This window comes from Mesorhizobium sp. M0751 (assembly GCF_040320265.1).
Classification (GTDB): domain Bacteria; phylum Pseudomonadota; class Alphaproteobacteria; order Rhizobiales; family Rhizobiaceae; genus Mesorhizobium.
Genome location: NZ_JAMYPH010000011.1, coordinates 58,366 through 81,054, shown reverse-complemented (window position 1 = coordinate 81,054; position 22,689 = coordinate 58,366). Strand labels below are relative to the sequence as shown.

At 61.9% G+C, this 22,689-nt stretch carries 24 protein-coding genes and 1 pseudogene; 8 read left to right on the top strand and 17 right to left on the bottom strand.

Annotation, left to right across the window (positions count from 1 at the left end; all coding sequences use genetic code 11):
* From NKI19_RS18205 to NKI19_RS18185, 5 genes are all read right to left on the bottom strand, one after another.
* Window positions 1–2,688 carry an EAL domain-containing protein gene (locus tag NKI19_RS18205; RefSeq protein ID WP_352567563.1) on the bottom strand — a complete coding sequence of 896 codons (2,688 nt, stop codon included), beginning with the start codon at window positions 2,686–2,688 and terminating at the stop codon, window positions 1–3.
* A gap of 173 nt (window positions 2,689–2,861) precedes the next feature.
* On the bottom strand, window positions 2,862–4,397 hold the full coding sequence (locus NKI19_RS18200) for a DHA2 family efflux MFS transporter permease subunit (RefSeq protein ID WP_352493416.1): 1,536 nt from the start codon (window positions 4,395–4,397) through the stop codon (window positions 2,862–2,864).
* 303 nt (window positions 4,398–4,700) lie between these two features.
* The gene (locus NKI19_RS18195; RefSeq protein ID WP_352493417.1) at window positions 4,701–5,879 is read right to left on the bottom strand and encodes an HlyD family secretion protein; all 1,179 of its coding nucleotides are present in this window, start codon (window positions 5,877–5,879) and stop codon (window positions 4,701–4,703) included.
* A complete protein-coding gene (locus tag NKI19_RS18190) occupies window positions 5,876–6,355 on the bottom strand; it encodes a MarR family winged helix-turn-helix transcriptional regulator (protein ID WP_352493422.1) in 480 nt (159 codons plus the stop codon). The genes NKI19_RS18195 and NKI19_RS18190 overlap by 4 nt, the downstream gene beginning before the upstream one ends.
* A gap of 157 nt (window positions 6,356–6,512) precedes the next feature.
* Entirely contained in the window at window positions 6,513–7,421 is a 909-nt protein-coding gene (locus tag NKI19_RS18185) for a LysR substrate-binding domain-containing protein (protein WP_352493418.1), read from the bottom strand.
* A 150-nt stretch (window positions 7,422–7,571) separates the two neighbouring features.
* Between NKI19_RS18185 and NKI19_RS18180 the strand changes: the two genes are divergently transcribed.
* Entirely contained in the window at window positions 7,572–8,960 is a 1,389-nt protein-coding gene (locus NKI19_RS18180) for an FAD-binding oxidoreductase (protein ID WP_352567564.1), read from the top strand.
* 40 nt (window positions 8,961–9,000) lie between these two features.
* Here the strand turns inward: NKI19_RS18180 and NKI19_RS18175 are convergent, their stop codons facing one another.
* On the bottom strand, window positions 9,001–9,936 hold the full coding sequence (locus NKI19_RS18175) for a bifunctional helix-turn-helix transcriptional regulator/GNAT family N-acetyltransferase (protein WP_352567565.1): 936 nt from the start codon (window positions 9,934–9,936) through the stop codon (window positions 9,001–9,003).
* 218 nt (window positions 9,937–10,154) lie between these two features.
* Here NKI19_RS18175 and groES point away from each other — a divergent pair, with 218 nt between their 5' ends.
* Both groES and groL read left to right on the top strand, forming a co-directional pair.
* Window positions 10,155–10,451 carry a co-chaperone GroES gene (gene groES, locus NKI19_RS18170; protein ID WP_006203049.1) on the top strand — a complete coding sequence of 99 codons (297 nt, stop codon included), beginning with the start codon at window positions 10,155–10,157 and terminating at the stop codon, window positions 10,449–10,451.
* A gap of 62 nt (window positions 10,452–10,513) precedes the next feature.
* Window positions 10,514–12,169, top strand: a complete 1,656-nt coding sequence (groL, locus tag NKI19_RS18165) for a chaperonin GroEL (protein WP_352481739.1) — start codon at window positions 10,514–10,516, stop codon at window positions 12,167–12,169.
* A gap of 167 nt (window positions 12,170–12,336) precedes the next feature.
* Here groL and NKI19_RS18160 read toward each other — a convergent pair whose 3' ends face one another.
* Complete coding sequence (locus NKI19_RS18160) at window positions 12,337–12,936, bottom strand: TetR/AcrR family transcriptional regulator (protein ID WP_352492568.1); 600 nt, start codon at window positions 12,934–12,936, stop codon at window positions 12,337–12,339.
* Between the two features lie 98 nt (window positions 12,937–13,034).
* Here NKI19_RS18160 and NKI19_RS18155 point away from each other — a divergent pair, with 98 nt between their 5' ends.
* From NKI19_RS18155 to NKI19_RS18145, 3 genes and pseudogenes are all read left to right on the top strand, one after another.
* Entirely contained in the window at window positions 13,035–14,045 is a 1,011-nt protein-coding gene (locus NKI19_RS18155) for a zinc-dependent alcohol dehydrogenase family protein (protein WP_352566681.1), read from the top strand.
* 48 nt (window positions 14,046–14,093) lie between these two features.
* Complete coding sequence (locus NKI19_RS18150) at window positions 14,094–14,540, top strand: OsmC family protein (RefSeq protein WP_352492570.1); 447 nt, start codon at window positions 14,094–14,096, stop codon at window positions 14,538–14,540.
* A gap of 17 nt (window positions 14,541–14,557) precedes the next feature.
* Window positions 14,558–14,945, top strand: a pseudogene (locus NKI19_RS18145) (nuclear transport factor 2 family protein).
* Window positions 14,946–15,048: 103 nt separating this feature from the next.
* Here the strand turns inward: NKI19_RS18145 and NKI19_RS18140 are convergent.
* Together NKI19_RS18140 and NKI19_RS18135 are read right to left on the bottom strand one after the other, a co-directional pair.
* Window positions 15,049–15,564 carry an OsmC family protein gene (locus NKI19_RS18140; RefSeq protein ID WP_352492572.1) on the bottom strand — a complete coding sequence of 172 codons (516 nt, stop codon included), beginning with the start codon at window positions 15,562–15,564 and terminating at the stop codon, window positions 15,049–15,051.
* 54 nt (window positions 15,565–15,618) lie between these two features.
* Window positions 15,619–16,044 carry a GFA family protein gene (locus tag NKI19_RS18135; RefSeq protein WP_352492573.1) on the bottom strand — a complete coding sequence of 142 codons (426 nt, stop codon included), beginning with the start codon at window positions 16,042–16,044 and terminating at the stop codon, window positions 15,619–15,621.
* Window positions 16,045–16,236: 192 nt separating this feature from the next.
* Here NKI19_RS18135 and NKI19_RS18130 point away from each other — a divergent pair, with 192 nt between their 5' ends.
* Complete coding sequence (locus NKI19_RS18130) at window positions 16,237–17,271, top strand: AraC family transcriptional regulator (RefSeq protein ID WP_352492574.1); 1,035 nt, start codon at window positions 16,237–16,239, stop codon at window positions 17,269–17,271.
* Window positions 17,272–17,331: 60 nt separating this feature from the next.
* On the opposite strand, the gene NKI19_RS18125 is transcribed toward NKI19_RS18130, so the two are convergent.
* Both NKI19_RS18125 and NKI19_RS18120 read right to left on the bottom strand, forming a co-directional pair.
* The gene (locus NKI19_RS18125; RefSeq protein ID WP_352492575.1) at window positions 17,332–17,943 is read right to left on the bottom strand and encodes a LysE family translocator; all 612 of its coding nucleotides are present in this window, start codon (window positions 17,941–17,943) and stop codon (window positions 17,332–17,334) included.
* 84 nt (window positions 17,944–18,027) lie between these two features.
* A complete protein-coding gene (locus tag NKI19_RS18120; protein WP_352566683.1) occupies window positions 18,028–18,447 on the bottom strand; it encodes a nuclear transport factor 2 family protein in 420 nt (139 codons plus the stop codon).
* Between the two features lie 160 nt (window positions 18,448–18,607).
* Between NKI19_RS18120 and NKI19_RS18115 the strand changes: the two genes are divergently transcribed.
* Entirely contained in the window at window positions 18,608–19,537 is a 930-nt protein-coding gene (locus NKI19_RS18115) for an AraC family transcriptional regulator (protein WP_352492577.1), read from the top strand.
* Between the two features lie 37 nt (window positions 19,538–19,574).
* On the opposite strand, the gene NKI19_RS18110 is transcribed toward NKI19_RS18115, so the two are convergent.
* From NKI19_RS18110 to NKI19_RS18085, 6 genes are all read right to left on the bottom strand, one after another.
* Window positions 19,575–19,913: a YkgJ family cysteine cluster protein gene (locus NKI19_RS18110; protein ID WP_352492636.1), complete on the bottom strand. Its 339-nt coding sequence runs from the start codon at window positions 19,911–19,913 to the stop codon at window positions 19,575–19,577.
* A 50-nt stretch (window positions 19,914–19,963) separates the two neighbouring features.
* Complete coding sequence (locus NKI19_RS18105) at window positions 19,964–20,128, bottom strand: hypothetical protein (RefSeq protein WP_352492578.1); 165 nt, start codon at window positions 20,126–20,128, stop codon at window positions 19,964–19,966.
* A 1-nt stretch (window position 20,129) separates the two neighbouring features.
* A complete protein-coding gene (locus NKI19_RS18100; protein ID WP_352492579.1) occupies window positions 20,130–20,537 on the bottom strand; it encodes a hypothetical protein in 408 nt (135 codons plus the stop codon).
* The gene (locus NKI19_RS18095; protein ID WP_352492637.1) at window positions 20,537–20,764 is read right to left on the bottom strand and encodes a hypothetical protein; all 228 of its coding nucleotides are present in this window, start codon (window positions 20,762–20,764) and stop codon (window positions 20,537–20,539) included. The genes NKI19_RS18100 and NKI19_RS18095 overlap by 1 nt, the downstream gene beginning before the upstream one ends.
* Window positions 20,765–21,107: 343 nt before the next feature.
* Entirely contained in the window at window positions 21,108–21,317 is a 210-nt protein-coding gene (locus NKI19_RS18090) for a cold-shock protein (protein WP_010915421.1), read from the bottom strand.
* Between the two features lie 540 nt (window positions 21,318–21,857).
* Complete coding sequence (locus NKI19_RS18085) at window positions 21,858–22,646, bottom strand: SDR family oxidoreductase (RefSeq protein WP_352492580.1); 789 nt, start codon at window positions 22,644–22,646, stop codon at window positions 21,858–21,860.
* Between the last annotated feature and the right edge of the window lie 43 nt (window positions 22,647–22,689).

Here is a 22,689-nt window from a genome sequence, read left to right as displayed (position 1 = left end):
TCAGTCTTTGCGGCCGCGGCCGAGCAATTCCTCTATGTCCTGCGCACAAACCGGTCTGCTGAAATGATAGCCCTGCATTTCGTCGCAATTGTTCCTGCGCAGGAAGGCCACCTGATCATCCGTCTCAACGCCTTCGGCAATGACCCTCAGGTTGAGATTTTGCCCCAATGAAATCACCGCGCTGGCCACAGCCTGATCGTTCTCGTCGGCGGCGAGATCCTTGATGAAGGACTTGTCGATCTTCAGCCGCGCCACGGGAAAGGTCTTGAGTGCACTGAGGCTGGAATAGCCGGTGCCGAAATCATCGATCGAGATCTGGACACCCAGGCTTTGCAGGGCGTTCATGGTGGCGACCGCGAGCTCGATATCCTGCATGATAAGGCTCTCGGTCACCTCCAGCTCGAGATATCTCGCCTCCAGGCCGCTGTCCTTCAACGCGCTGACGATGCGATCGATCAGGTTGCGTTCCCTGAATTGCCGCGCCGACACATTCACGCAAACGGTCAAGGGCGGCAGTCCTGCGTCTTGCCAGGCTTTGTTCTGCCGGCACGCCTCATGCAGAACCCAGTCGCCGATCGGTACGATCAGACCAGTCTCCTCGGAGGTCGGGATGAACGTCGTCGGCATTACCGTGCCAAGCGTTGGATGGTTCCAGCGTATCAGCGCCTCGACCGCAAAAACCCGACCTGACCGAAGGTCCACCTGCGGCTGGTAGAGCAGCGTGAATTCCGAACGCGCCAAGGCGTTTCGCAACTCTTCCTGAAGCACGAATTTTTCATGCGCCCTGGTGTTGAACTCCGGAGCGTAGAACTGGAAGTTGTCGCGGCCGAACTCCTTGGCGCGATACATGGCCGCGTCGGCATTTGCCAGCAGCGTATCGGGATCCGTCCCATCCTTGGGATAGTTGGCAATGCCGATGCTGGCCGTCGCCCGTACAAGATGCGCTCCGAGCTGAACCGGCTCGGCGAGTGCAGCCCTGAGCTTTTGCAAGGTCTCGGAGACGAGATCGACGTTCGCCGGCTGGTCGAAAAGCACGACGACGAATTCGTCGCCGCCCAGCCGCACGACAGTATCGGTCGCCCGGACGCAGTCGACCATGCGACTTGCGACGATCTTCAGAAGCTCGTCTCCGGCATTGTGGCCGAGCGTGTCGTTGACGAATTTGAAGTTGTCCAGATCGATGAACACCACCGTCACCCAGCGATCGTATCGCTGGGCGTACAAGACCGCCTGCGAAAGCCGATCCTCGAGCAAGGCGCGATTGGGAAGCCCGGTCAGCACGTCATGGTTGGCCATGAAGTGGATGCGGTCTTCGGCCTGTTTGCGTTCGATGGCGATCCCGGCGATGCGCGTGGTGAAATCGATGAGGCGGGTCTCGGTCTCGGTCGGTTCGCGCACCGTCATAGAATACATCGCAAAGACGCCGAGCACGGCGCCCTGATGAGACAGGATCGGGGTCGACCAGCATGAACGCAAACCGTACGGCCGCGCGAGTTCGCGATAGTCCTGCCAAAGCGGATCCTGCATGATGTCAGCGACAATCACCGGCTCGCGCCGATAGACTGCGGTACCGCAAGACCCTGCCCGAGGGCCGACCGCGGCGCCGTCGACGGCGTCGGTATAGTCTCTCGGCAGGCTCGGCGCGGCGGCGTGGCGCAAGTGGGTGCCATCCTTGTCGAGCAGCAAGACCGAACCGAATATCCCCGCCAGTTGGGACTCGACTAGACGCATGAGCCGCTCGAGCACGTCTTCGAGGGGAGCGCTCTTTGCGATCATCTCGAGGATATGCGCCTGCCCGTCGCGAAGGATTTCGGCCTGCTTGCGCGCAGTGATGTCGCGGGCAATGCCGACGAGGCCGAAAATGTTGTTTTGAACGTTGCGCAACGGCAGCTTCGTCGACAGGAACCATTTGCCGGTGCCTGACGCATCGACGACGAACTCCTCCTCGTCGATCATCGGTTGTCCATCACGCATCAGTTGCTGCTCGATGGAGCGAAATTTTTGCGCAAGATCCGGCGCGTGAAGGTCGAAGTCGCTCAGACCGATCATGTCGCTCGTGCTGTCCCGACCGCTGTCGGACGCAATGGCTCGGTTGGCGACGACGAAGCGGCTTTCGGTGTCCTTCAGCCACATGTAGTCAGGCACCAGGTCGATCAGCGTCTGCAGCGAGATACGCTCGTCGACGACCAGGCGATTGGCGCTGAGCTCGCTGATGTCCTCGTGCGTGGCCACCCAGCCGCCGTCAGGCATCGGTTGATGGCAGACCTGAATTGTCCGGCCATCGGCGAGCTCGGCTGTCCAGTTTCCCGAAGCCGTGCCCGAATTGACCGCCCGCGCCAACGCCAGATAAGCGTCCGCATTCATTGCCGAGGTTCCGACAGCGACGCGCCGCTCGACGATTTCGCGTAGCGCCGCACCCGGCTGCAATTGCTCCGGTGCAAGGCGATAGATTTCCGCATAGCGTCGGTTGCACAGGATCAGCCGTTCATCGGCATCAAAAAAGCAGATGCCTTGCGAGATGTTCTCGATCGCGGTCTGGAACCGCAGTGCCTGGTCCTGAAGCGCCGCAATCGTGGCGCGAAGCTCGCGCTCGAGGGCCTCATATGAGGCAGTCGCCAGTTTTGCCAGCGTCGTCAAATTGGCGGATTCAGGCGCTTCGGCGGTTTGCCTGGATGATTTCGTGGCCAAACACAATTCCTCCCGCTGATGCTTGAAGCAAGCAATGGAGGCTCGCTTTCAACCCAAAAGCGAGTGCATATTGGTCCGGATATACTAATGGCAGGTGAACCTTGCTCAACGCCGACGCGACCGGCACAGGCAACGGAACCCGTGAGCCGGTCGCGGTGCCGGAGCTGTGAGGCTTAGTCCATATGCGCGGCAGGCGCCCCACCGGCCGGCGGCGCAGCCTTTGGCTTGCGCAGCAGGAAAACAAACGGGACAGCAAGCAGTGTCATCATCATCAGCAGCTTGAAGTCATTGACGTAGGAGATCATCATCGCCTGGATATTGACCATGCGATCCATCAGCGACAGCGCCGTCGGATCGCCGCCCGCCGCTGCCGGCGATGCCGCCCAGAGGTTGGCATTGAACGGATTGACATAGGCCGAGAGCTCGGCGTGGTTGATCTGCGTGTTACGCACCAGCAGAACCGTCACCACCGACACACCGATCGACGAGCCAAGATTGCGCACCAGGCTGAACAACGCCGTGGCATCGGTGCGGAAGCGTGCGTCGAGCGTAGCGAAAGCCACGGTGGACAGCGGCACGAACACCATTCCCATTCCAAGGCCCTGGATGACGCCGGAGCTGAGGATAAGCCAGTTGTCCATCTGCGGCGAGAAGCTGGACATGGTGTAGAGCGATTGCGCGGTCAACAGGAAGCCGATGACGACGAGAATCCTGGCATCGATCCTGTGCATGATCCGCCCGACGAACAGCATCGCAATCATCGTGCCGACACCGCGCGGCCCCAGAACGATGCCGATGGTGAGTGTCGGATAGCCGAAGATGGTCGACAGCATGGGCGGCAGCAGCGACATGCTCGCCAGGATGAGCACGCCCATGACAAAGATGAACGCCAGCCCGGTGACGAAATTGCGATCGAGGAAAATCTTGGGGTCGATAAAGGGGTGCTCCGCCGTCAACGTGTGAATGGTGAACACCCAGAAGCCGGTGATGGAAAGGCCAAGCTCGATCCATATCTCGATCGAGGAAAACCAGTCGACCTCGCCGCCGCGATCGAGCATCAGCTGCAGCGCGCCGACACCGAGCGAGAGCATGGTGAAGCCGAAGAAATCGAAGCTGCGCACCCGCCGGGCGACGCTGGGAAGATATGCGGCCATGCCGAGGAAGGCGATGATGCCGACCGGCAGGTTGATGAAGAACACCCAGCGCCAGTTGAAATTCTCGGTCAGCCAGCCACCCAGCGTCGGGCCAAGGATCGGTCCCAGCATTATGCCGGCGCCCCAGATGGCCATTGCCTGGCCGTGGCGTTCCCTGGGGTTGATGTCGAGCAGGAAGGTCTGCGACAGCGGCACGATGGCCGCGCCGAACACGCCTTGCATCAGCCGGAAGAGAACGATGGTCTCCAGGCTCCAGGCGATGCCGCACAGCATGGAGAAGACGGTGAAGCCGACCACGGCCGTCAGGAACAGCTCCTTGCGGCCGAAGCGATCGGCCAGCCAGCCGGTCACCGGCGTCATGATCGCGGCGGCAACGATGTAGGAGGTCAGCACCCAGTTGATGTTGTCGGGGGAGGCGCCGAGATCGCCGGTCATGGTCGGCAGCGCAACGTTGGCGATCGTCGTGTCGAGCGCCTGCATGATCGTCGCAAGCATGAGCGCAACTGTGATCAGGCCGCGGTGCGGTACTTCGCGAAAGGGTTCTGGGCTGCTCATGACGTAAAACTTCCAGCAGGTAACAAAAACGTGTACATTAGGTTTCCGGACGGCGAGGCCCTCGCTGTAGAGAGACCCTCATCGCGGTGGGACGCGAGCATCGATGTGGGGGTTACATCGACTGAGCGTCTCGACAAAGCGGGCCTGCCGCCCGGAAACCTGAGGACCGAAGATCCTGCGCGGCGTTGTCTGCTCAGGCGGGCTACAGCGCAGCCCGTCTACGCATACAATTTTTCCTGCGTCTCCCTCGGACCAATCCTGCATCCATCTCGCTGTTTGCTATGCGGCCGCTACCAGGCCTCTTTACTTGGCCTCGCCTGCCGTGGCGCGGTGGAAAATGCTCGGCAGCCCGCGAGAAACGCCGGTGTCCACCGTGACCGTCGCGCTCATGCCGGTGCGCAGCGCCGTCTTGGCGTCGGCATCGGTCAATTCCAGGCGGACCGGAATGCGCTGCGTGACCTTGACCCAGTTGCCGGTGGCGTTCTGGGCGGGCAGCAGCGAGAACTCGGCCCCGGTGCCGGCGCCGATCGCCTTGACGGTGGCTTCGAACGTCTTGCCCGGATAGGTATCGACCATGATTTCGGCCTTCTGGCCTGGCTTCATGTTGGTGAGCTGGGTTTCCTTGAAATTGGCGTCGACCCAGGTGTCGCCGGTCTCGACCAGCGAAAACAGCGGCGTGCCCGAACCGACATACTGGCCGACCTTGAACGAAGCGGCCTGGCTGATGATGCCGTCGGCAGGCGCCTTGACCGTGGTCTGGACCAGATCGTAGGCCGCCTTGTCGCGTGCGGCGAGCGCCGCCATTACAGTTGGATGCTTGTCGGTCTCGATGTCGGGATTGCCGCCAAGTGCCGCCTTGGCGCTGACGATCCCTTGCTGGGCCACGGCCAGCTGCTGCTTGGCCTTATCGAGGTCGTTCTTGGCTTCGTCCAGCGACGACTTGGCGTTGATGCCCTTCTGGGCAAGGTCGGCGGCGCGGTCATATTGCGACTGCGCATACTGGACCTGGCTTTCGTCGGACTTCTCCTGCGCCAGCGCCTGGCTGTAGGCCGCACGCAGCTGCTCGACATTGAGCCGTGCGCCGGCCACCGCCGCGTCGGCCTGGGCCAATGCGATCCGGTAGGGCTCGGGATCGATAGCGAACAACACGTCGCCCTGCTTGACAGACTGGTTGTCGAAAATGTCGACCTGAACGATGCGGCCCGCCGTATCGGCGGCTATCGATACCTTGGCCTGCTGCAGATTGGCGTTCTCGGTCTCCTGATAGCGGCCGCCGGTCACCCAGACATAGCTGCCGCCGGCGATCAACGCAGCGGGCAGCACAAACATCAAAAGGAAGCGGCCGGCACGGCGCTTCTTCTTCGGCGCCACCGGCGCCGGAGCTACCTGCGGAGCGACCGTTACCGGAGCTGCCGCCGGCTTCGCGGGAGCTTCCATCTCCAGCTTGGCCGCATTCTCATCTAGTTTGGCTACCGCGTTCATGCTGCTGCGCCTTCCGTATTCTTCACTTTGTCCGAGGGCGGCGTCTCACCATCTGCAAGATTCTGCACCATTGTCTCCAGCGCCCTGACCAGGACGCGGCGATCTTCCGGCGAAACGCCAACGAGCGATTCCTCGTAAACCTCGCCGGCAAGGCTCTTGACGTGGGCGTAGGCCGCGTTCGCCTTGGCGGTCGGGAAAATCATGCGCACTCGCCTGTCGGTTGCGTCGGGACGGCGCTCGATCCAGCCGCCCTCCTCCATGCGATCGACAAGGCGCGAGACGCTGATCGGCTCGATTTCGAGAAGCTCGGCAAGCCGCGCCTGCGCGACACCCGCCTCCTTGGCGACACGTACCAGAAGCCGCCATTGCGCCGAAGAGAGGCCGAAACCACTGGCGCGCGCCTCGAAGCGCTTGCGCATCAGGCGCTGCACGTCGTGGATCAAAAAGCCCAATCTGTCGATGCCGTCGGAAACCATGAGCGACATATATAATAAGCGTGCTCATAATTCAAGGAGCGCGGATTATGCCAGAAGCCGGCAAGTGTGCATGGCAGTCAGTGCAGGGCGATCGTGGTTAGCAATTTATTACGCCGAGCACTTGTGACGAGTATGCAGAAGATCGGCGTTCAGATGCTCAGGCTATCGATCTCATCCAGGCGGAAAAGGCTTCGATATGCGCTTGTCGGGGGTGATTGGCTACGCCCGCAAGGTAAAAGCCATAGCCTGGCAGAGAGAGATCATGTGCCTTGACCAGCCTGCCGGCCTCGAGTTCGCCACTGACGACCACATCGCTGCAGATAGCGATGCCTTGGCCTGCCGCTACCGCGTCAATCGCGTGCAGCTCTTCGCGGAAACTTAAGTCCCATGCCTGGTTGGCATTGGGGATGCTGGGATCGATCGAGCGTGCGATCGCCAGCCATCGCTGCCAAGTCGGCGCTTCCGGGTCGCGGTTCGTCCAATTGAAATGGATGAGCGGGTATTGCAGCAGATCGGCGGCGCGCTCGATCTGTCGGTCGCCTCCCGCGAACAGCTCCGGGCTGCATACCGGAAAGAATGCGTCCCGAAAAATTTCCTGCGCGGGAACGTCCCGCGGCATCCTGCGCGCATAGCGGATCGCGACGTCGGCGTCACCGGCTCGCAGGTCCAGAACGGCGTCTGTCCCGATGATCTCCAGTGGAATGTTCGGATGCTGTTCGCGCCACTTCGACAGGCGCGGAACCAGCCATCGGCTGGCAAATGCATTTGGGCTCGTTACGCGCAACGGGCGTTGGCCAACACCGGCCGAGGCTGATGCTATTGCCGCAGCGAAAGCGTCGAAGCCGCTGCAAATTACCGGGAATAGCCGTTCGCCCACGCCTGTGAGCACGAGCGGTCGTGGACGCCGCCGGAACAGCAGTTGCCCACAGACCTCCTCCAGCAATCGAATCTGGTGGCTGATGGCCGTTGGCGTCACTCCGAGTTCCGTCGCAGCCTTCCTGAAGCTCATCAGCCTGGCAGCGGCTTCGAAGGCGCGAAGCGACCCGAGCGGCGGAAGTTTTCTCATGCAGGCAGTTTAGATGAATTTAGCTCATCCAGCGACTGAGATATTCGATTTTGCAGCGAATGGCGCCGCATGAGATCATTAAGATCCGACACATGCCGGTGAGCGAAAGCGGCCTGTCCAACCGTGCCGGATCACGAAGGGTATCCCTCGATGAGCATGTTCAAGCTTATAGACGGTTCCGAGCCGGCGTTGCAGGCGCCAGATATCGCCCGGCTCAGGCAGGCGATTCGCGGCGATCTGATCCTTCCGGACGACCCTGGCTATGACCAGGCGCGCAGAGTTTGGAATGGGATGGTCGATAAGAGGCCGGCGGCTGTCTTCTATTGCGCCGAATCCAGCGATGTCGTCACGGCCGTCAACTTCGCCCGATCGCAAGGCTTCCTCGCCGCCGTCCGCGGCGGTGGTCATAACGTCGCCGGCAGTTCGGTATGCGACGGCGGCGTGGTGATCGATGTGTCACGCATGAAGCGGATCGAAGTCGACCCGATCCGCCGTGTTGCTCGCGCAGAAGCCGGCTTGAACCTGGGCGAGTTCGACGCAGCCACGCAGGTCCATGGTCTTGCGACGACCATGGGTGTCAACGCAGATACCGGCATAGCCGGACTGACACTCGGCGGCGGGTTCGGCAAGCTTGGCCGCAAACATGGGCTGAGCTGCGACAACCTTGTCGCTGTCGAAATCGTGACGGCGGACGGCCGGTTGCTCACGGCAAGCGCGGCCGAAAATGCAGATTTGTTCTGGGGCATTCGGGGCGGCGGCGGCAATTTCGGAATAGTCACGACTTTCGAATACAAGCTCCATCCGGTGGGTCCGCTCCTCATCGCGGGATCGATGCTATACCGGTACGAAGAGGCACGCGAAGCGATGCGGTTCTACCGTGCGTTCTCGAGCGGCGCCCCGGATGAGCTGAGCCTGGATGCAGCACTTGTGACGGCGCCCTCGGGCGAACGCTTCTTCAGCATTTCGGCGTGCTACATCGGCCCACTCGACGAGGGCCAGCAAATCATTCAACCTCTGAGAGAGTATGGCACGCCGGTTGAGCGCCGGATTGCTCCTGCCCCCTATCTTCAAATCCAATCGGCCGCGGACAGCCTCTTTCCGCGCGGTCGGCGCTACTACTGGAAGGCGCAGTTCATGCGCGAAATCACAGATCAGGCGATCGATACCATGCTTGCGGCTTACATGACTGCACCCAGCGAATCGCTTCTGGTCCTGCAGCAGGTTGGCGGCGCCATCTCGCGAGTACCGATGGACGGAACGCCCTACGCCAACCGGGATGCACTTTACGATTGCTTCCCGATATCGATCTGGGACAATCCGTCTGACGACGAAACGCACATCCGATGGGCGCGTGACCTGTGGGATGCAATGAGACCGTTCTCGACCGGCGGCGTCTATGCCAATAATCTAGGCGAAGAGGGCACTGATCGGGTTCTGGCAGCTTACGGCGAGAATTATCCGAGGTTGACCGCACTAAAAAACAAGTATGATCCTACCAATTTCTTTCGCTTGAACCAAAACATCAAGCCTACGACCTGAGCGACCGCCGCAGGCCGATGCCCGAAATTCTGCAGCGCTGCTACAACTCCAAATCCCAGTTCTGGCCGACCAGATCCTTGCCGAAGGAATGGTGGCGCTCCTCGTTGGTCAATTTAAAGCCCGCAGCCTCATAGATGTGGCGGGCGGCGACGAGCACGTCGTTGGTCCACAGCGTCAGTGTGCTGTAACCCTTGGCGCGGCAAAAGCCGACACATTCCTCGACCAGCCGCTTGCCGATGCCGAGCCCGCGCGCCGACGGCTCGACATAGAGCAGGCGCAACTTCGCCACCTCGTCCGACTGGCGCACGACGAAGACCGAGCCGACCACCTCTCCTTCCCGCTCGGCGATCCAGCTGCGTTCCCATTTCGGATCGAAGGATTTGACGAAGGCACCGAGGATTTCGGCGACCAGCGCTTCATAGGTTTCGTCCCAGCCATATTCCTGCGCGTAGAGCAGGCCCTGGCGATGGATGATCCAGCCGATGTCGCCGACCTGCAGAGGCCGCAGCGTGTAGGGAATCTTGGGTTCGGCTGTCCCGTCCAGCAGGCGCTGCACCGTCTGCATGGCCTTGACCAGCCTGTCCTGTTCGGCAACCGAAAGCCGGTCGAGCAAGGCCGCAACTTGGTCGTGCGAACCCTGGTTCAGCGGTGCGAAGGCCTGCCGCCCGGCCTTGGTCAGCGCGATCGACGAGCGCCGCGCATCCGCCTCGATCGTGGCGCGCTCGACCAGATTACGCTCCTCGAACTTCTTCAGCAGTCGGCTGAGATAACCGGCATCGAGGCCGAGGTCGCGCGCAAGGTCGGTGGCGGTCAGGCCATCGCGATGCGCCAGCTCATAGAGCACCCGCGCCTCGGTCAGCGAGAAGGTGCTTTTCAGCAGCCCTTCGTCGAGCAGCCCGATCTGGCGGGTATAGAAGCGGTTGAAGGCCCGCACCGCGTCGATCCGCTCCTTGCCTGGGTGACGATGAATGGTCATGGCATCCTTCTCCCGGCAAGATCAGCGATTTAGTTGACTTAGTCAAGGATCCTGTTTGAAGCAATTGTCCTGATTATGCCCAGCGGCCGCCTTGACTCACGCGAGCTGCCAGCCTATTTCAGCGCCACGTTGGCACTCCCCCAAGATGAGTGCTAACCACATGTCCGGCGCCGCCGGACGAAGGAACTGTTCTCACCATTCTCATCGAGGAATAAAAAATGGCAAAGTCGAAGTTCCGCCCGCTTCATGACCGCGTGGTCGTTCGTCGGGTCGAATCCGAATCCAAGACCGCGGGCGGGATCATCATCCCCGATACGGCTAAGGAAAAGCCGCAGGAAGGCGAGATCATCGCCGTCGGTTCCGGCGCCCGCGACGAAGCCGGCAAACTCGTCCCGCTGGACGTCAAGGCCGGCGACCGCATCCTGTTCGGCAAGTGGTCGGGCACCGAAGTCAAGCTCAATGGCGAAGACCTTCTGATCATGAAGGAATCCGACATTATGGGCATCATCGGCTGAATATCGGCCTCACCCTCATCTAAATCTTCGGGCTCAATCCAAGCCCCTGCCAGGAGCTAAAAATGGCTGCCAAAGACGTAAAATTCTCCCGCGACGCTCGTGAGCGCATGCTGCGCGGCGTCAACATCCTCGCCGACGCGGTGAAGGTCACGCTCGGCCCCAAGGGCCGCAACGTCGTCATCGACAAGTCGTTCGGCGCACCGCGCATCACCAAGGACGGCGTCACCGTCGCCAAGGAAATCGAGCTTGAGGACAAGTTCGAAAACATGGGCGCGCAGATGGTCCGCGAAGTTGCTTCGAAGACCAACGACATCGCCGGCGACGGCACCACGACCGCGACCGTTCTGGCACAGTCGATCGTCCAGGAAGGCCACAAGGCGGTTGCCGCCGGCATGAACCCGATGGACCTCAAGCGCGGCATCGACCTCGCCGTCGCCGACGTCGTCGCGACGCTGATCAAGAACGCCAAGAAGATCAAGACCTCGGAAGAGGTTGCCCAGGTCGGCACCATTGCCGGCAATGGCGATGTTTCGGTCGGCTCGATGATCGCGGAAGCGATGCAGAAGGTCGGCAATGAAGGCGTCATCACCGTCGAGGAAGCCAAGACCGCCGAGACCGAGCTCGAGGTCGTCGAAGGCATGCAGTTCGACCGCGGCTATCTCTCGCCCTACTTCGTCACCAACGCCGAAAAGATGGTTGCGGATCTGGAAGACGCCTACATCCTTCTCCACGAGAAGAAGCTCTCCAACCTGCAGGCCATGCTGCCGATCCTCGAGGCTGTTGTGCAGACCTCGAAGCCGCTGGTCATCATCTCGGAAGACGTCGAAGGCGAGGCCCTGGCCACGCTGGTCGTCAACAAGCTGCGTGGCGGCCTGAAGATCGCTGCCGTCAAGGCGCCGGGCTTCGGTGATCGCCGCAAGGCCATGCTGGAAGACATCGCCATCCTCACCGGTGGCCAGGTCATTTCCGAAGACCTCGGCATCAAGCTCGAGAATGTCGGCCTGAACATGCTCGGCCGCGCCAAGAAGGTGTCGATCTCCAAGGAGAACACCACCATCGTCGACGGCGCCGGCAAGAAGGCCGAGATCCAGGGCCGCGTCGCCCAGATCAAGCAGCAGATCGAGGAGACCACCTCGGACTACGACAAGGAGAAGCTGCAGGAACGTCTCGCCAAGCTGGCGGGCGGCGTTGCCGTCATCCGCGTCGGCGGTGCGACCGAAGTGGAAGTCAAGGAAAAGAAGGACCGCGTCGATGACGCCCTCAACGCGACCCGTGCGGCCGTCGAAGAAGGCATCGTTCCCGGCGGCGGCGTCGCATTGCTGCGCGCTTCGCTGAGCATCAAGGCAACCGGCGCCAACTCCGACCAGACCGCGGGCATCAGCATCGTGCGTCGCGCGCTGCAGGCTCCGGCCCGCCAGATCGCGGCCAACGCCGGTGCGGAAGCATCGATCGTTGCCGGCAAGATCCTTGAGAACAAGGGCGCGACCTTCGGCTACAACGCCCAGACCGGCGAATATGGCGACATGATCGCCATGGGTATCGTCGATCCGGTCAAGGTTGTGCGCACGGCTCTGCAGGACGCGGCCTCGGTCGCCGGCCTGCTGGTCACCACCGAAGCCATGATCGCGGAGGCTCCGAAGAAGGAGTCGGCTGGCGGCGGCATGCCTGGCGGCATGGGCGGCGGCGGTATGGGCGGCATGGGCGGCATGGACTTCTAAGAAGTCCATAAAGCACGTCCATGAACTCAAGTTGCTCAAGCCCGCAAGCGGGCTTGAGTGGCGGCATGGATTTCTAATCCAATCCATCAGCCTTCAGATACGGAAAGGGCGGCCGAGAGGTCGCCCTTTCTGCTTTGAGAGCAAGCCGCTAAGCTCAAACAGCGGCGTCAATGCACCGCGGCAGCGGCGCCCTTAGCCAGCAATGCCCCCTCAATCAGCGCGGCGACTTCATCGGCTACCGCCAGCACCGGGGCACGGTCGTGGGTGGCGCGCGCGATCACCATCAGCCCTTCCAGCGATGATTCGACCAGCAGCGCCAGCGCATGCGCGCGTCGCTCGGACACCCCTGCCCTGACGAAGGCGGCCCTGAGCAGGCCTATCCATTGCTCGAAAGCCGAGCGGCACAACTCGGCCAACTCCGGCATGTCCGTCGGCGAGTCCAACACTACGGGCGCGATCGGGCAACCGAGCGTGAACTGGTTGTCTTCCAGCATGCGCGCGACCGACTGGTAGATGTGGTGGACAGCCACCGCCGGGTCCTTTTCGGCAGCGAGCGCGGCGTCCAGCCTCTGCGTCACATCGGCGACGCTATCGCGCGTCACCTCGATGACCAGCTGATCCTTGCCGCCCGGAAAGTGGAAGTAGAGCGAGCCTCTCGGTGCGCCTGAGGCGCTCAAGATGTCGTTAAGCGACGTGCCGTGGTAGCCGCGCTGCCTCAGCAACAGCGCCGTCGTCTCGAGTATGCGGGTGCGGGTGTCGTTCGCCATGTCAACCTCTGTCAGGAGTGCGCACTATAGGCCTTGCCTCGAATATGACAACCGGTCTATATAATATGTAGATCAGTCTACATACTAGCGAGAGGCAAATGCGCAATTATCGTCTTGAAGAAACCGGCGGGACCAAGTGCCTGGTGATGCGCGACGAGGCGCAGCCGACGCCGAAGCCGCACGAGATCGTCGTGCGTGTCCGTGCCGCCTCGCTCAACCGCCGCGATACGATGATCCTCAACGGCACCTATCCGCTGGCGCCGCGCCAAGGCGTTATCCCGCTGAGCGACGGCGCCGGCGAAGTCGTTGCGGTCGGCGATTCTGTCACCCGCTTTGCCGTCGGCGACCGCGTCACCGGCAGCTATTTTGCGCGCTGGATCGACGGCCGCATCAATGCCGGGCTGATCGACCAGCTTGGCTGCACGCTGGACGGGATGCTGGCCGAATACGCCGTGCTCGACGAGCAATGGGCTGTACGGCTTCCCGATCATCTCGACTGGGCTGAGGCGGCGACACTGACCTGCGCCGGCCTGACAGCCTGGAATGCCGTGACGGCGGCCGAGATGCCGAAGCCCGGCCAATGGGTTCTGGTCATCGGTTCAGGTGGTGTCGCGCTGTTTGCGCTGCAATTTGCAAAGCTGCTCGGCTGCCGTGTCGTGGCCGTCACCTCGCGCAGCGAGAAGCTGGACCGGCTGCGGGCGCTGGGCGCCGACCTCGTCGTCTCGACCGCCGACATGCCGGAATGGGGTGCTGCGGTGCGCGAGCAGACCGGCGGCATCGACCTCGTCGTCGAGACCGGCGGCCCGCCGACCTTCGCGCAATCGATGATCGCCTGCGCGCTTTACGGGCGCATCGTGCTTCTCACCATACAGGATGCGAAAGGCGGGACGGTGCAGATCCCCGGCCCCGTCTACCAGCGCAGCCTCGCCACCATCAGCCGCCTGTTCGTCGGCAATCGCACCAACCTCGAAGCCATGCTGCGTGCCATCTCGGTGCATCGGCTCAAGCCTGTCATCGACAAGGTGTTCGCCTTCGACGAGGCCAACGACGCCTACCGCTATTTCCAGCAAGGCGACGTCTTCGGAAAGGTGGTCGTCGACGGCGCCTGACTGGTTCGCTCAAAAACTGATCAACCCTCAAATCAAAGGAGAGACACAATGACCATTCGTGAAGCAGAGGCCCAATGGCAGGGATCGTTGAAGGAAGGTTCGGGCCTGCTGAAGCTCGGCAGCGGCGTCTTTGAAGGTGCCTACTCCTTCCCGTCACGTTTCGAGAACGGTCCCGGTACCAACCCCGAGGAATTGATTGCGGCGGCGCATGCCGGCTGCTTCTCGATGGCGCTGAGCGCCATCCTCGGCCGCGAAGGTCACACTCCCGCGCATATCCACACGATCGCGAAAGCGCATCTCGGCGCCAGCGCGGCCGGACCGACGCTGACCCGTATCGAGCTGGAGACGGAGGCAAGCGTCGCCGGGCTGGCGGCGGCTGATTTCGAGCGGCTGGCGCAGACCGCCAAGGAGAGCTGCCTCGTGTCGCGGGCGCTGGCGGGCGTCGCCGTGATCACGCTCAGCGCCCGCCTCATCGAAACCGCTACCGATCACTGAAGGGAAAGGAATATCCAATGACACAGGAACTCATCATCGACATCGCCGCGGCCAAACGCTCCGCCGAAACCGCCGAGATCATGCGGCGCTACAACGACGTGTTCCAGCGCCACGACCCGTCGGCGCTCGACGATCTGGTGGCGGAAGATTGCGTGATCGAGAACACCACGCCGGCCCCGGACGGCGCCCGCCGCATCGGCGAGGGCGCTTGCGTCGAACTGTGGTCGGCGATCGCGACCGGACCCGGCACGCGCTTCGACATCGAAGAAACCTTCGTCGCCGGGCGACCGGGCAACGATCCGCTGGCGCTACTGGATGGCCGACGGCAATTCGCTGCGCGGCGTCAACCTGATGCGCGTCAAGGACGGTCGGATCGTCGAGGCGATGGGCTACGTGAAGGGATAGCGCTTGGCGCGACAAAGCTGCATTCAGCCAAGCTGCGTTCAGTGAGGCCGCGCTCAGGCCCAGCCCGGAACCCCCAAAGTCTAGGATTCCGGGCAGGTCGTGGCTACCGCACGACCTTGTGAAGCTTCACGAAGGTCTTGGGACTGCGCTGGATCGTCTGGAAGATCACGCAATAGCGATCGGTGAGCTCGAGCAGGTCAGTCAGCCGGTCTTGCGCAACGTCGGTCTCGATGTCGAACCGCAGGCGGATCTCCTTGAAGCCGACCGGCACACCTTCGGTGACGCCGAGCGTGCCGCGAAGATCGACGTCGCCCTCGGCGGAGATTTCGGCCGACTTGATCGGTATTTCGAGAACGGCGGCCGCCGCCCTCATCGAGACGCCGGCGCATGCGATAAGGGCTTCCAGCAGCATGTCGCCGGAACAAAGCTCCCGTCCGCTGCCCCCGGCCTTCGGATGGATGCCCGCCAGCGCGAGCCCACGTCCTGTCTCGACCTTGCAGGTGACCTTGGAGTCGTCGGCACTGCCCCTGGCCTTCAGCGTAAGAAGTGCCGCGCGCGCATCCTTGCGATAAAGATCCTTGATCGGCTCCTGCGTGGCGCGAAATGTCGTGATGTCCATGCGTATTCTCCTGTCGTGAGATGTGGCTGTTCGAAATCGTGTGTCATTGCCGGGTTACTCCGGCACGCTCACGCCCGAGCCCCCGAGTTCGGCGGGGAAGTCTTTCAGCTTCGGCAATCCGTCCTTCATCGGCAGGACCGTCTCGGCGTAGTTGACGTGAACCCCCGGCGTGAACTTCACCGTCGGTATCGTGGCCGCATAGACGTCGACCAGTCCGAGCGGCGGATGATCGGTCATCAGATGGCCGCCGCACTTCGTGCAGAACTGACGGTTGCTCATGTTTGACTTCGCGAAGCCGGACAGGAACTCCTCGCCCTTGGTGACCTTGACGTTCTCCGGCTTCCACAGCGTGAAGGCGTTCACGGGAGACGCCGACCACGAACGACAGGAGCTGCAATGGCAGTAGCCCATCGCCTCGGCCGCTCCGTGCACTTCGATTTCCACGGCGCCGCAAAAACATCCGCCCTTATGTACCGTCATGACTTAGATCCTCATCTTTCTTGAGTTCGACTGCGCTCAGCACCTGATTTGAGACAGAGCTCAGCGCCGACGAGATTTTAAGGCTTCCGGCAATGAACGGAATGACGGGGCGTCCGCCTCACTTGACAGCGCGTCCGGAACTCGAAAGGGATGTCGCGCCGGTTGCCGCAACTTACGGGGGACATGGATGGAATGGCCGGGGACGCTCTGTCTGACCTCTTGAAAAAGGTGCGTCTCACCGGCGCAACATTTTTCGACATTGCGGCCCAGGACCCCTGGGCGGTCTGCTCGCCCTCCCCCGCCTCGATACTGCCGAGGATACTGCCGGGCGCGGATCACCTGATTTCCTACCACGTGCTCACGGCTGGCCGCTGCTTCGCCCGCATCATCGGCAAGGAGGCGATAGCCGTGGAGGCAGGCGAAGTCGTGGTCTTCACCAGGAGCGATCCGCATATCATGTCGAGCAATCCGGCCCTGCGCGCGGATCCGCCGACCGCGGATGTGCTGGATATCGCCGCCGCCAGCCAGACACCGTTTCCCATCAATTACGTCAAGGACGGATCGCTGTCGGCCCGGCTGGTATGCGGCTATCTCGCTTGCGATGCACTGCCCTTCAATCCGCTGCTCGAAGCGCTGCCGCCGGTCATCAAGGCCGGAGACGTGAAAGGCGACGGCGGCTGGCTCGGCCAGTTCATCAAGCTGGCGGTATCGGAGGTCGCGGAAAAGCGTGCGGGCAGCGAGACGGTGCTCACCAAGCTCAGCGAATTGATGTTCGTCGACGTGCTGCGCCGTTATGTGGAGTCGCTGCCGCCACAACAAACCGGCTGGCTGGCGGGCCTGCGCGATCCGCATCTGAGCAAGGCGCTGGCGCTGATCCACGACCGGCCGGCGCACAATTGGACGGTGGAGGCGCTGGCGAAGGAGGCCGCGCTGTCGCGCACCGTGCTGGCCGAGCGCTTCACGAAACTCGTCGGCATGCCGCCGATGCACTATCTCGCCAAGTGGCGGATGCAGATTGCCTCGGAATTGCTCAGCGCCGGCAACAGCAACGTCGCAAACATAGCGGCGGAAATCGGCTACGAGTCCGAGGCGGCGTTCAGCCGTGCCTTCAAGAAGATGATCGGCGTCCCCCCGTCGGCCTGGCGGCTGGGCGTCCGCGCTGCGTCCGGTTTCGGAGGCAACGAGCCTTCCGAAACCGCAGGCGGGCCGGCCGATCCGCAGCGGTAAGCAATTCCAGGAAAGGTGTGAAACGGTTTTCCGCCCGGAATTGCGTCAAAACAGAGAGATCTAGCGATCCGCCAGCGCCAGTTTGGCGCCGAGCATGACAAAGGCTCCGGCGAAGGTGCGGCGCATCCAGGTCAGCACCTTTGGCCGCGACACGACATGGCTGCGGATCGACGCCGCGAAGATGCCGTAGCCGACAAAGACCACGAAGGTGAGCAGCATGAAGAGGCTGCTGAGCTCCAGCATCTTCGACAGCGCGTGCGGTTCGGTGGTGCTGACGAATTGCGGCAGGAACGCAAAGAAGAAGATCGACAGCTTCGGATTGAGGATGTTGATCAGAATGCCGGAGGCGATCACTTTGCCGGCCGAGCGCGGCGCGACATCTTCGTCGACACTCAGGCCGCCCTTCTCCTTCAACGTGTTCCAAGCCATGTAAAGCAGGTAGGCGACGCCGAGATATTTCATCGTTTCGAAGGCGACGGCACTCGTATGCAGCAGAGCCGCGAGGCCGGTGATGGCGGCCGCCATGTGCGGGATAATGCCGAGCGTGCAGCCGAAAGCGGCAATGACGCTGGCGCGCGCACCACGCGAAAGCCCGGCGCTTAGCGTATAGAGAACGCCGGTACCGGGCGAAGCCACGACAATCAGCGACGTCAACAGGAATTCGATGCTCACGGATGGTCTCCCGGCGTTGGCCCTGCCGCCGGCAGCGTAATCAGCGAAACGTGCGGGCACAAGCCAGCCTGAGCCTATCCGCATTCAGATCATGCTGTTGGCGTGCAGCTTGCTATCGGCGATAGGCTGCCGAACTTCCCAGTGTTCGACGAGCTTGCTGTCCTTCAGCCTGAAAATGTCGACGATGGCCAAGCCTTCCTCCTCCAGTTCGCGTTTTGCGTGCATGTGCACGATGACGAAATCCCCTTCGGCAAAAATCCGCTTCACCTCTCCCCTCGCGAGGGGAAATGACTGTTTGAGCTGCTGCAGATAGGCTTTGAAGCCGTCCGCGCCATCCGCAATGTTCGGAGTGTGCTGGATATAGCGTTCGCCAAAATGCATCGAAGCGGCTTCGATGTTGCCTTGGTTTACCGCTTTGTCGATGAAGTCCAGGACGATCATCTTGTTGGTCTCGAGCGAACTATGAGCCTTGGCTGGAAGTGGATTTGATGGTTCGTCACGCATGTTTGCTCCGTCAGGTGCCTGCTTCTGCCCGGTGCGGACAGGAGCGTCCGCACGCCGACATTGCCAACATAATCTGTCGCGATTGTGAGATGGTCGATACGCTATTCCGCTAGATTCTTATCCAATCGTCTAATAGCGTCGTCCTATTCATCGTTGGAGGATGGTTCTCGTGGACGCCTTATCCGAAGTTCTTGCTTCGCTGAGATTTGGCAGCGCCATGATCGGCAGCGCGACCCTGCATCGGCCGTGGGGTATTTCGGTCGATCCGACAAGGAATGCCGCCATCCACGTCATACAGAACGGCGAATGCTGGCTGCGGCTAGCCGGTGAAAAGGAGCCGATCCGCTTGGGCGAGGGAGACGTCATCCTTGTCGCGAGCGGTATCGGGCATGCTCTTTGTAATCCGTTGGATGCACCAACGGCATCTATATCCGCCGTCCTTTCCGCAAATCGGAGCGGACCAGAACCGAAAAGCGAGAGCGGCGCGACAACTCTTCTTTGTGCGAGATATTCACTCGACGGCGTCGGGCCATACCCGATGGTTTCGCTGCTTCCTCCGCTGATCCATTTGACCCGAAATCAGATAGGCACCAGCGAGCCGCTGCGGCTTGCCCTGGAACTTCTGCAGGTCGAAGCGAAAGGCAATCTCGGCGGCCACGATATTGTCGCCCCACGCCTTCTCGACAGCACGTTGATCTTCTTGTTGCGTGCCTGGATCGAACATCAGCCTCTCGGAACAGGAGGATGGTTTGGCGCCTTGCGCGACAAAGGCATTGCGCAGGCTTTGCGCATGATCCACGAGCAGCCGGGCAATCCCTGGACTATCGCTTCCCTTGCCAGCGGCGCGGCACAGTCTCGAGCCACCTTCGCGCGTCGCTTCGCTCAACTCGTGGGACAGCCGCCGCTATCCTACGTGACCCGGTGGCGGATGAACCTTGCCGCCAGGGCGCTGCGGGAAACGAACCAGAACATTGGCGAGATCGGGCGCGCCGTCGGATATGAATCGGTGCCGTCGTTCTCGCAGGCATTCAAACGGTTGACCGGAAGATCGCCCGGCCTCTACCGCAGCGACTTTCGATCATCTGACTGAGGAAATTCAAACTGGGACGCAAGCCCGGGGGCCGCGATTACGGCGTCGGCAGCCCGTGAGCCCGGCGCGCCATCAGGCAGTCGTCATCGCCCGGCATGCAGGCGCGGCAGACGTCGGGGCGGATCTCGTAGATGCCGCAGGCGGTGGACTTGCCGACCTCGCCGCACAGTGCCGAACAGCGCGCGCCGTCGCAGCGCATGCCGGCTTCGTCGGCAGCCACGTATTTTTGCGGGATAAGGTCGAGCTGAGCGTCATCCTCGGTGGAAAAGCGCGGCCATCTGGACGAGTAGGCGCAGCAGGCGCCACAGGTCTGGCAATCGAAGGCAACCGGGTCGGCGCCCTCTTGTGGCGATGAAAAATCCCCTGCGACCTCCAGGGCAAGCAGCCTTGGCGCAGATTTCCGGCCGGCATTTTGCTGCAAGGGCGCTATTTCTTCTTCGGCTTGCGCGGCGGTGCTTCGGCCGGCGACCTGAACAGATCGGTGCCCGCCTCGGCGGCTTCACCGGTTTTTGGGGCGGCGGCCGGCTTGGCCGGCTTCACGGCGGCAGCAGGCGCTGCCGGCTGGTTCTTCGCAGAAAACTTGATGGCCATATCAATCCTCGTCAGAGAAACGCGATGATGGCGCATTCGGATTGCGAAGGCGGCCGATGAGCGCCGAAACGGCCGTGATGTTCATTTCTTCGGGCGACCAGTTCCTGGCTTCCTCGATGTGCCGGGGGGCCAGTTCGCGATGCGTGCTGCCGCTGTAGGCGGCGTCCTGAAAGGTCACGCGCTCGTGGGTCTTGGCGTTTTCCCGGACGTATTCAATCAGATAATTGGGGCATTCGGCGCGGCCGCGCACGCCGAGCCGCACCTGGGCATCGCCGTGGACACGCCTGCAGCGCTCGAGCTTTTCGAGCACGCGCCGGACATATTCGACCGGCTTGTCGAGTTCGCTCACCACATCGGCGATGGTCGAATCTGCGGCGATCGCCTTTTGAGGCACGCGTTTGGTGGCCATCAGCGTTTGCCTGCGCGTTTCGGCGAGGCCGCGAGCGCAACCGCCGCCGCCATTTCGTCGGCTTCCTTTTCCAGGCGCAGTTCGCGCAGCCGTGCGGTCTTGGCTTCGCGGGCCTGGCTGACGGCATCCCGTTCGGAATTGATGCGGTCGAGCGACATCGACTGGGTCCGCGTCTTGCTAAAAATGGATTCGGCCTGGTCGCGGGGTTTTTTTGAAGTTTCGGTCAAGGTCTTTCTCCCGGTTCGGAGCGCGCCGCCGAAAAGGTGGCGAGACTGGTCTTTCGGCCAGGATCCCGCACAAAGCAATACGGCAGCCGGTTTCAAATTGCTGAAACGTCCTTAGCACGTCTAGGCCGTCGAGCAGCGCTTTTCGGCGGTAGAAGCGCAAAAATGAAAAAGGCCAGGCACCGCCTGACCTCCCATGAGAGCGCCCGCGCATCCCGAGAGACGCGCAAAGAAACGTTCTTCTCATGCGCATGAGCGGGACTTAACCTCCCCGCGACCATGCGCTGGAATTTGCCATTCACCGGTGCCAGTACATCCGTGGTCAGCGGTGAGGCTGAATTCCGTTTTAGGCCGCCTTCAACTGGTCGGCGGACATCTTGCCCGACTTGTTGTCGCGGACCATCTCGTAGCCAAGCTTCTGGCCCTCGACGATGTCGCGCATTCCGGCGCGCTCGACGGCTGAGATGTGGACAAAAACGTCGGCAGAACCGTCGTCAGGCTGAATAAAACCAAAACCCTTGGTGGCGTTGAACCATTTAACTGTGCCTGTGCTCATAACGAACCCTTTCCATGGCAAATATTCATTCGCCGTCATGCGGATGCACAACAACGTTTGTCTCGATTTTGATGGGGAAGTTCGTCAAAGGCGCGCCTCGGCGCGCGGATAACAAAAGTCGGTCAAACAAACATCGACAAAATTCTTGTAGACTTCTTTGCGCGGTGTGTCAATTTTTTGATTTGCGACACTCGCAGAGACGCGCGGTGGCGGCCCGTGCGCCGGCAATCTGACAACAAAAGCCGGGCTATTGCCCGCCGAAAAAACCACTTAGACCGGTTCATCGTTCCACGAAAACGCCGAACCGCTCTATCTCTTTGTTTTTGCGCAATTCCGGACGGAAAACCGTTCACACTTTTCCTGGAATTGCTCCAGCCGGGAACCATTTTGGCGCCGGGGCATTTTTTCGGTGTCGAACGCCGTTCCTCGAAAGAGCGATCTTGAGAAAAGGCGGACGACCACCAGGACGCCCCCCGCGCAGATAAAAGGCACGAGGGGCGTTCCTGTATGATGCGACCATTCGCGCCGCTGCCCCCTGCCTCACAGCATGGCGCGGCTGAGCCCGCCATCCACCGGCAACGCCACGCCGGTGACATAGGCGGCGGCGTCGCTGGCCAGGAATGCGGCAACCGCGCCGAATTCGGCGGGAGTGCCATAGCGCTTTGCCGGGATTTCAGCCTGACTCTCGGCGGCGATCACGGCAGCGTCGACACCCCTGTCGGCAGCGTCCATGGCGTCGAACTGTTTCGTCCGGTCCGTCGCAAAACGGCCCGGCAGCAACAGGTTGACTGTGACGTCGTCCGCCGCCACTTCGCCGGCCAGCGTCTTTGCCCAGCCGGCGAGCGACGCACGCAATGCGTTCGAAGCGGTAAGGCCGGGGATCGGTTCACGGACGGATGTGGAGGAAACGGCGATGATGCGTCCCCAGCGCCGCGCCCGCATGCCTGGCAGGAAAGAAATGGCGATGCGCATCTGGCTCAACACCATACTGGTGAACTGCTTTTCCCAGACGCTCGCATCGAAGACGCTGGCCGCGAAGGGCGGCGGGCCGCCGCCGTTGAGCAGGAGGATGTCGATCCGCTGATGCTCGTCCTCGACGGCACGGATCAGCCGGGAGACGCTGTCGTTGTCGGAGAGGTCGGCGCTGAAAGTCGAGCAGACGTGGCCGGCGGCCTCGATTGCGCGTCGCGCCGCATCCTGGGTCGCTTCCCCTCGTCCGACCAGGATGATCTCGGCGCCTTTCGCCGCGAGCGCTTCGGCAACGCCGAAACCGAGGCCCTTGCTTCCGCCGAGAACAAGCGCCCTCCGTCCCTCAAGATTTGCAGCCATCAAGCCAAGCGTCCTCCTGGTTTCACTGCCCATTTCGGGCGAC

Bases quoted from the DNA above. Each gene is read 5' to 3' on its own strand.
- NKI19_RS18200 (WP_352493416.1), bottom strand. From the start codon at position 4,397: ATGAGCAGCCCAGAACCCTTTCGCGAAGTACCGCACCGCGGCCTGATC.
- NKI19_RS18195 (WP_352493417.1), bottom strand. From the start codon at position 5,879: ATGAACGCGGTAGCCAAACTAGATGAGAATGCGGCCAAGCTGGAGATG.
- NKI19_RS18190 (WP_352493422.1), bottom strand. From the start codon at position 6,355: ATGGTTTCCGACGGCATCGACAGATTGGGCTTTTTGATCCACGACGTG.
- NKI19_RS18185 (WP_352493418.1), bottom strand. From the start codon at position 7,421: ATGAGAAAACTTCCGCCGCTCGGGTCGCTTCGCGCCTTCGAAGCCGCT.
- NKI19_RS18180 (WP_352567564.1), top strand. From the start codon at position 7,572: ATGAGCATGTTCAAGCTTATAGACGGTTCCGAGCCGGCGTTGCAGGCG.
- NKI19_RS18175 (WP_352567565.1), bottom strand. From the start codon at position 9,936: ATGACCATTCATCGTCACCCAGGCAAGGAGCGGATCGACGCGGTGCGG.
- groES (WP_006203049.1), top strand. From the start codon at position 10,155: ATGGCAAAGTCGAAGTTCCGCCCGCTTCATGACCGCGTGGTCGTTCGT.
- groL (WP_352481739.1), top strand. From the start codon at position 10,514: ATGGCTGCCAAAGACGTAAAATTCTCCCGCGACGCTCGTGAGCGCATG.
- NKI19_RS18160 (WP_352492568.1), bottom strand. From the start codon at position 12,936: ATGGCGAACGACACCCGCACCCGCATACTCGAGACGACGGCGCTGTTG.
- NKI19_RS18155 (WP_352566681.1), top strand. From the start codon at position 13,035: ATGCGCAATTATCGTCTTGAAGAAACCGGCGGGACCAAGTGCCTGGTG.
- NKI19_RS18150 (WP_352492570.1), top strand. From the start codon at position 14,094: ATGACCATTCGTGAAGCAGAGGCCCAATGGCAGGGATCGTTGAAGGAA.
- NKI19_RS18140 (WP_352492572.1), bottom strand. From the start codon at position 15,564: ATGGACATCACGACATTTCGCGCCACGCAGGAGCCGATCAAGGATCTT.
- NKI19_RS18135 (WP_352492573.1), bottom strand. From the start codon at position 16,044: ATGACGGTACATAAGGGCGGATGTTTTTGCGGCGCCGTGGAAATCGAA.
- NKI19_RS18130 (WP_352492574.1), top strand. From the start codon at position 16,237: ATGGCCGGGGACGCTCTGTCTGACCTCTTGAAAAAGGTGCGTCTCACC.
- NKI19_RS18120 (WP_352566683.1), bottom strand. From the start codon at position 18,447: ATGCGTGACGAACCATCAAATCCACTTCCAGCCAAGGCTCATAGTTCG.
- NKI19_RS18115 (WP_352492577.1), top strand. From the start codon at position 18,608: ATGGTTCTCGTGGACGCCTTATCCGAAGTTCTTGCTTCGCTGAGATTT.
- NKI19_RS18105 (WP_352492578.1), bottom strand. From the start codon at position 20,128: ATGGCCATCAAGTTTTCTGCGAAGAACCAGCCGGCAGCGCCTGCTGCC.
- NKI19_RS18100 (WP_352492579.1), bottom strand. From the start codon at position 20,537: ATGGCCACCAAACGCGTGCCTCAAAAGGCGATCGCCGCAGATTCGACC.
- NKI19_RS18090 (WP_010915421.1), bottom strand. From the start codon at position 21,317: ATGAGCACAGGCACAGTTAAATGGTTCAACGCCACCAAGGGTTTTGGT.
- NKI19_RS18085 (WP_352492580.1), bottom strand. From the start codon at position 22,646: ATGGCTGCAAATCTTGAGGGACGGAGGGCGCTTGTTCTCGGCGGAAGC.